The organism is Craterilacuibacter sp. (assembly GCF_051659485.1).
Classification (GTDB): Bacteria; Pseudomonadota; Gammaproteobacteria; order Burkholderiales; family Chromobacteriaceae; genus Craterilacuibacter.
Window position 1 is genome coordinate 1 of the sequence record NZ_JBOFOO010000037.1, and the last position, 4,605, is coordinate 4,605.

Consider the following 4,605-nt stretch of genomic DNA (forward strand, 5'->3'; position numbering starts at 1 on the left):
ACCACCTACGATATCGGCAATGACTATAGCTAAAGTACACCACCCAGCCTAAAAAACAGACATGTCAAGAGAAGCAATAGGCGTAAAATCAATGCCACTCTGCAATTTTCTATTTGAACTTCTTAGCTCTGCAGTTCATTAAGAGCACAAAAATAATTTTCATGTGGCAGCCAAGCTTCCATATCAAAGGGCATAACATGCACAAGTTACGCGTTATTTTCGATACCGACCCCGGGCTTGACGATGCTATCGCCCTGCTGTTTTTGCTGGGTGCCCGCGACGAGATAGAGCTGCTGGGGGTGAGCTGTGTTGCCGGCAATGTCGGCATTGAGGCGGTCAGCCGCAACGCCCGCATCATTTGCGAATGGGCCGACCGGCGCGACGTCGAGGTCTATGCCGGTGCGGCCCGCCCGCTGGTACGCCATCTGGTGACGGCAGAACATGTACACGGCAAGACCGGTATGGAAGGCGCGCCCATGCATACGCCAAGCATGGCACTGCAGGCCGCGCACGCCGTCGATTTCATCATCGATACCTTGCGCCGCGAACCGGCCGGCACCGTCACCCTGTGTCCGGTCGGCCCGCTGACCAATATCGCGCTGGCGCTATTGAAGGCGCCCGATATTGCGCCGCGTATCCGCCAGATCGTACTGATGGGCGGTGCCTATTTTGCCGGCGGCAATGTCACCCCTGCCGCCGAATTCAACTTCTATGTCGACCCGCATGCGGCGCAGCAGGTGCTGCACGCCGGCATTCCGCTGGTGATGCTGCCGCTGGATGTCACCCACAAGGCCTGTACCTCGGCGCGCCGCGTGGCGGCACTGGCGTCCTTGCCCAACCATTGCGGCCCGCTGGCCGCATCGCTACTGACCAGTTTCGAGCGCCATGATGTGAAAAAATTCGGCCAGATCGGCGCGCCGCTACACGACCCGTGTGCCGTGGCCTATCTGCTGGACCCGGCGCTATTTCAGGGGCGCGAAGTCAATGTGGAAGTGGAAACCGATAGCCCGCTGACGCAAGGCCATTGCTCGGTCGACTGGTGGGGCACGAGCGGGCGCGCCAGCAATGCGCTCTATATTACAGAAGTGGATGCCGATGCGATGTTTGCGCGCATGGCTCAAGCCATGATCAACCTGCCTTGACGCTTTTTCTGGCACAGGGCTGAGCTAACGCAAGGTAAGCGCCGGCAAAGCCATGCATAGTGGCCTTATACAAGATTGAATGAGGCCCTATCATGCAAAGCCCGCTCGTTCAGCGTTTCCTGCGCTATGCCCGTATCGACAGCCACTCAGACCCGGCCAGTCCTTCCGTTCCCAGCACCTTAGGTCAGCGTACGCTGGCCAGCGAACTCGCGGACGAGTTGCGGGCTCTGGGTCTATCCGATGTAGTGCTGGACGCCAATGGCTATCTGACCGCGCGCCTGCCGGCCACTTTGGGTTGCAGCGCGCCGGCCATAGGCTGGATCGCCCATCTGGATACCTCGCCCGACTTTCCGTCCCAGCCCCTGCATCCGCAGTTCATCACCGCATGGAACGGCAAGGAGATTGCGCTATCGGACAGCGGCGAAAAAATCTCGCTCAAGGCCTTTCCTGCCTTGCGCGCCTGCCGCGGTCACGACCTGATTACCACCGACGGCTATACCCTGCTGGGCGCTGACGACAAGGCCGGCATTGCCGAAATTGTCACCGCCATCGAAACCCTGCTGGCTGCACCCGATATCGTGCATGGCGACATCTGGCTTGCATTCACGCCGGACGAGGAAATCGGCCGCGGCGCCGATCATTTCCCGATGGAGCGTTTTCCCGCCAAATGGGCATATACGGTAGATGGCGGTGAACTGGGCGAGCTGGAATACGAAAACTTTAATGCAGCCTCGGCGACTATCCGTATCCGCGGCAATAATGTGCACCCCGGCATGGCCTACGGCAGCATGGTCAATGCGCTGACACTGGCCAGTGTGTTTCACGCCGGCATGCCGCGTACTGAGACACCGGAACATAGCCTGGGCTATGAAGGTTTTTTTCACCTGCACAAGATGAGCGGCAATACCGAAGCGGCCGAGCTGCATTATCTGGTGCGCGACTTTATCGACGAAGGCTTTGCCCGGCGCAAGGTCTTTCTGGCCGAGCGCATCGCCGCCTTCAACAACGAGCTGGACACTGCGCGCCTGACGCTGGAAATCTGCGACAGCTATTACAATATGCGGCGCAAGATCGAGCCGCATCCGCACATACTGGATATCGCCCGCGCCGCCATGCAGGACGCCGGCGTCAAGCCCAAGGTCAAGCCGATACGCGGAGGTACCGACGGCTCGCGCCTGTCCTTTATGGGCCTGCCCTGCCCCAATCTCTTTACCGGCGGCTACAACTTTCACGGCAAACACGAATGTGTCAGCATTCAGGCCATGCACAAGGCGGTCGAGGTCCTGATCGCCATCGCCCGCCGCACGGCCCAACACCCCGATACGGAACCCCATGACTGACAACTTCACCGAACTGGCGGCACGCACCGCCTTTATCATCGAGATAGACAAGCTCAAGGCGGTATTGCGCAAGAACAAGCCGGTGACGCTGGAACGCCATGAAAACTCGGCCGAACACAGCTGGCAGGTCGCCATGCTGGCGCTGACGATGACGCCTTATGCCGCGACGAACGTCGACATCGAACGCGTGATCCGGCTGCTGCTGGTGCACGATATCGGCGAAATCGACACCGGCGACACCATTTTTTATCAGGAAGAAGGCCAAGCCGAGCGCAAGGCGGCCGAGCTTGTGGCGGTGACACGGATTTTCAGCCTGTTGCCAACAGAACAAGCCGGCCAGATGCTGGCGCTGTGGCTGGAATTTGATGCCGGACAAAGTCCCGAGGCACGCTTTGCCCATGCGATGGACAGGATGATGCCCATCTTGCTCAACCTCAACCGTCAAGGGCAAAGCTGGCGTGAAAACGGCGTCAGCCGCGCTCAGGTACAAGACAAGGCCGTCAGTCAGGTGAGCGCCGGCTGCCCCGAAGCGGGGCGCTGGCTCACAAGCCAGCTGGAACAGGCCGCAGCACAAGGCTGGTTTGATCCGCAATAAGCATCAGGGGCGGTGCCCGTTTTATGAAAAACAGGCACCGCCCCTGATGAATGCAAAAGTGGCGTTTAGAACTTGTCGCGACGCTTGCCGCTGATGCCGTCAAACAGGCCGCGAATTTTGACCATGTCTGCATCCATATCCTCGGACAGGAAAAAAGGCGACATGATCCCGGCCTTCTTGTGGCTGAAATCGAGATAGGCCGGCACCACCGGTACACCGGCACCCTTGGCGATATGGTAAAAACCGGTCTTCCACTCGGTCACCTTGGCTCGGGTGCCCTCTGGCGGGATGATGACCACCAGTTTGTCCGACTCGTTGTAGACATCGATGATCTGCTGCACCAAGGAATTATTACGGCTGCGGTTGACCGGAATCCCGCCCAGCCAGCGCATCACCGGCCCCAAGGGCCCGGTAAACAGCGAATGCTTGCCCATCCAGTACACCTGTGCCCCCTTGGAGAAACACACGGCCAGCGTCACCGGGAAATCCCAGTTACTGGTGTGCGGTGCCGCTATCATCACGTACTTGGGAATGGCCGGAAAGTTGCCGTCTATCTTCCAGCCGGCAAGCTTCAGAAACAGGATAGACAACCATGCCATCAGCGGGCGAATGATGGGCGTAGTGAAAATGGTGTTGTGCATATAATGATGCGCTCGAGTCGCAGAAGTATGCCTTGCGGCCAGAAAAGTGCCCGCACTCTAACGCAAAAGCCACACCCGGACAATGGCACCCCACCCGTTTAGCATCAGAGGCCGCCCATCAAGCGACCCTGTACTACGGGATCAGGCTTGAGAACCCGTCCCCAAACGCCACAAGCTGGTCACCTCGGCCAAGCGCGCCTTGTGCAAGGCATCCACCGCCTCGATGGCCTTTTTGTGGGTCGGTTTCACATCCAACCGCCCCAGCACCACCAGTCCGGCATCGGCTATCCATGCCAATAACTGCTCGCGCGAGCGCAGACCCAGATGTTCGGCCAGATCCGACATAATCAGCCAGCCCTCGCCCTTGGGCGTCAGATGTGCGGCCAGCCCCGTCAAAAACCCGCGCAACATCCGGCTGTCCGGATCGTAAACCGCATACTCGACTGGCGAGCTAGGCTTGGCAGGCAGCCACGGCGGATTGCACACAACCAAGGGCGCCCGCCCCTCGGGGAACAGATCGGTTTGCAGCAAAGACACTGCGGCACTCACGCCCAGCCGCTGTAAATTATCGGCAGCGCACGACAGCGCCCGCGCATCCTGATCGGTGGCGATCACCTGCGCGATACCGCGCCTGGCCAGCACCGCCGCAAGCACACCGCTACCGGTACCGATATCGAAAGCCAGCTCGCTAGAGGGTAGCGGGGCCTGTGCCACCAGATCGACATACTCGCCGCGTATCGGTGCGAACACGCCGTAATGCGGATGAATGGTTGCCCCCAGCGCCTTGACCATCACCCCTTTTTTGCGCCACTCGTGTGCGCCGATCAAACCCAATAGCTCGCGTAGCGACACCAGCGAAGCCTTGCTTGCCGGGCCGTAAGCCTCGG

The 4,605-nt window shown here is 59.6% G+C and carries 5 protein-coding genes; 3 read left to right on the forward strand and 2 right to left on the reverse strand.

The features are described from left to right. Window positions 1-197: 197 nt before the first annotated feature. The 3 genes from ACRC1E_RS01085 (at window position 198) to ACRC1E_RS01095 (ending at window position 3,077) form a co-directional block, all read left to right on the forward strand. Entirely contained in the window at window positions 198-1,142 is a 945-nt protein-coding gene (locus tag ACRC1E_RS01085) for a nucleoside hydrolase (RefSeq protein WP_438513262.1), read from the forward strand. A gap of 92 nt (window positions 1,143-1,234) precedes the next feature. Then, on the forward strand, window positions 1,235-2,482 hold the full coding sequence (pepT, locus tag ACRC1E_RS01090) for a peptidase T (RefSeq protein ID WP_438513263.1): 1,248 nt from the start codon (window positions 1,235-1,237) through the stop codon (window positions 2,480-2,482). Beyond that, entirely contained in the window at window positions 2,475-3,077 is a 603-nt protein-coding gene (locus ACRC1E_RS01095) for an HD domain-containing protein (RefSeq protein WP_438513264.1), read from the forward strand. The genes pepT and ACRC1E_RS01095 overlap by 8 nt, the downstream gene beginning before the upstream one ends. 65 nt (window positions 3,078-3,142) lie before the next feature. Here ACRC1E_RS01095 and ACRC1E_RS01100 read toward each other — a convergent pair whose 3' ends face one another. Both ACRC1E_RS01100 and ACRC1E_RS01105 read right to left on the reverse strand, forming a co-directional pair. Continuing rightward, on the reverse strand, window positions 3,143-3,718 hold the full coding sequence (locus ACRC1E_RS01100) for a lysophospholipid acyltransferase family protein (RefSeq protein WP_438513265.1): 576 nt from the start codon (window positions 3,716-3,718) through the stop codon (window positions 3,143-3,145). A 141-nt stretch (window positions 3,719-3,859) separates the two neighbouring features. Continuing rightward, window positions 3,860-4,605, reverse strand: a 746-nt coding sequence (locus ACRC1E_RS01105) for a methyltransferase (RefSeq protein WP_438513266.1), incomplete at its 5' end; no start/stop codon positions are given.

What these genes read in the sequence shown, in the direction of transcription:
- ACRC1E_RS01085 (WP_438513262.1), top strand. Translation starts at nt 198, where the DNA reads ATGCACAAGTTACGCGTTATTTTCGATACCGACCCCGGGCTTGACGAT.
- pepT (WP_438513263.1), top strand. Translation starts at nt 1,235, where the DNA reads ATGCAAAGCCCGCTCGTTCAGCGTTTCCTGCGCTATGCCCGTATCGAC.
- ACRC1E_RS01095 (WP_438513264.1), top strand. Translation starts at nt 2,475, where the DNA reads ATGACTGACAACTTCACCGAACTGGCGGCACGCACCGCCTTTATCATC.
- ACRC1E_RS01100 (WP_438513265.1), bottom strand. Translation starts at nt 3,718, where the DNA reads ATGCACAACACCATTTTCACTACGCCCATCATTCGCCCGCTGATGGCA.